The 1792-nt window shown below is 35.5% G+C and carries 1 protein-coding gene and 1 pseudogene; both read left to right on the top strand.

From position 1 onward, the window contains the following. Nucleotides 1-1118: 1118 nt before the first annotated feature. A pseudogene (locus AVJ19_RS21040) lies at nt 1119-1475 on the top strand (type II toxin-antitoxin system RelE/ParE family toxin). Continuing rightward, entirely contained in the window at nt 1468-1770 is a 303-nt protein-coding gene (locus AVJ19_RS21035; RefSeq protein WP_001140620.1) for a helix-turn-helix domain-containing protein, read from the top strand. Before AVJ19_RS21040 ends, AVJ19_RS21035 begins: the two are co-directional and overlap by 8 nt. The last annotated feature ends 22 nt before the right edge of the window (nt 1771-1792 follow it).

Raw genomic sequence — 1792 nt, 5'->3', positions numbered from 1 at the left:
CAATTATGCCAAGTATTCAATTTACTTACAGGTAAACCAAGTGATAGTTTTAATATACTGATAATGCTTAATCGATAGTTGGCATAAAAATAGCAATTACATCTGCTTCAGTTAATTTTTTGTATCATTGTTAAAAGTATAAAAATCAGGTTTTTATCTATAAAAATTTCCATATCGGAGATAAAATTGCATATGGTGGAGGAGAAGCTTTTCCTCTTAAAAAAAGGAATTATTCATGGAAAGTAGAGGTAAGTGATACTTGCGATATATCGCAAGCAATTATTATTAATAAAATTTTTAAACCTCTTAATCCTAATTAAAAATTCAGGGGTAATAATGGATAATTCTGAACGATTAATTACAGCATTTTACTATTCTGTGGGTGGGGTCATCCTAGGTCTAGGACTAGCAATATTTTCCTCTTTATATCTAGGCTCTACGGTTAGTTCACCTAAAATTATAATTTTTACAGTAATCAGTTGCTTCGTTATAGGTTATTTATTTCCTAATATGGTTGGCAGTATTTTTAAATGGGTTTGGAGAATTTTTGTTAATTAAGCTCTATATCTACGCCTATTTAACATAATGGGCGTTATACGAAATGCAAAATAAATAGTTTTATATTTCAAAAAGTTATGCTATAAGAAATCGGGGACGCAAACCCGAAAAGCCGACTTGGAAACAAGTCGGCTTTTTTATGAGCGGTTTTGATAGTTCTTGCCAATAATTTTGTTTAAAAAGTAGTCAATTTTGCGGTTTTTCCAATGTTCTCAACGTCCCAGGATCTAAAATTATCCCCATTTCCTGCGGATAAACCTGGGACAGTTTTTAATCATCTTTGTAAGCATTTTCTCACATTAATTCAAGTCTATGAATACTAGTTCACATACTTGAAAATTCATATGATTAGTCCATCAGGAACAGGAAGTTCCGGAACGTAAAATGGATGTTTATGTTCTAACGCAAGGATCGTGAGGTACAACAGGACGTTATACCTAGAACCGAATATGAGAAACCCCGGCAGGATGCCGGGGTTTTTTATTGCCTATCCTTTCTCATTTGCAAAACAAACATAATGCCCCTAAAATATAGACTATAATCTATATTTTGGTTGTGGTATGTGGACAGTCATTACGACAGATCTATTTAATCAGTGGCTTGAACAGCAAGATGAACCTACACAAGAGAAGGTCCTAGCTGCCCTGGTTGTTCTACAGCAGTAGGGACCGAGTTTAGGCCGTCCTTTAGTAGATACTGTGTATGAGTCTAAATTTACCAATATGAAAGAACTGCGCGTTCAACATCGCGGTAGACCCTTAAGAGCTTTCTTCGCATTTGATCCCTTACGACAGGCTATTGTTCTATGTATTGCTGATAAAGGCGGTAAAAAGCGTTTTTATAAAGACATGCTGGATATTGCAGATGAACAATACCAACTTCATCTCACTACCCTAGGAGATAAATCTAATGGCTAAGACTCTGCAAGAATTGTTAGCTAGCCGCTCTCCAGAGAGCCAAGCCCGTATTCAAAAAATGGCTGATGAATTACTGCTAGAAAATCAGCTTCATCTTATTCGTGAAGAACTCGAAATTTCTCAAAAAGAGCTTGCTGAAACTTTGGGAATAAAACAGCCATCGCTTTCAGCAATAGAAAATCGTGGCAATGATCTTAAGATTTCAACCATGAAAAAGTATGTTGAGGCAATGGGTGGGAAGCTCCGTATTGATGTAGAGCTTCCAACAGGAAAACATATAGGATTCAACGTTTAACAATAAAAATGGGAGCTATAGG

The sequence above is a fragment of the Acinetobacter sp. CFCC 10889 genome (assembly GCF_003268395.1).
In the GTDB taxonomy this organism is placed as follows: domain Bacteria; phylum Pseudomonadota; class Gammaproteobacteria; order Pseudomonadales; family Moraxellaceae; genus Acinetobacter.
Note: the sequence above shows the minus strand (reverse complement) of the source record. Positions and strands in the feature narration are given on the sequence as shown.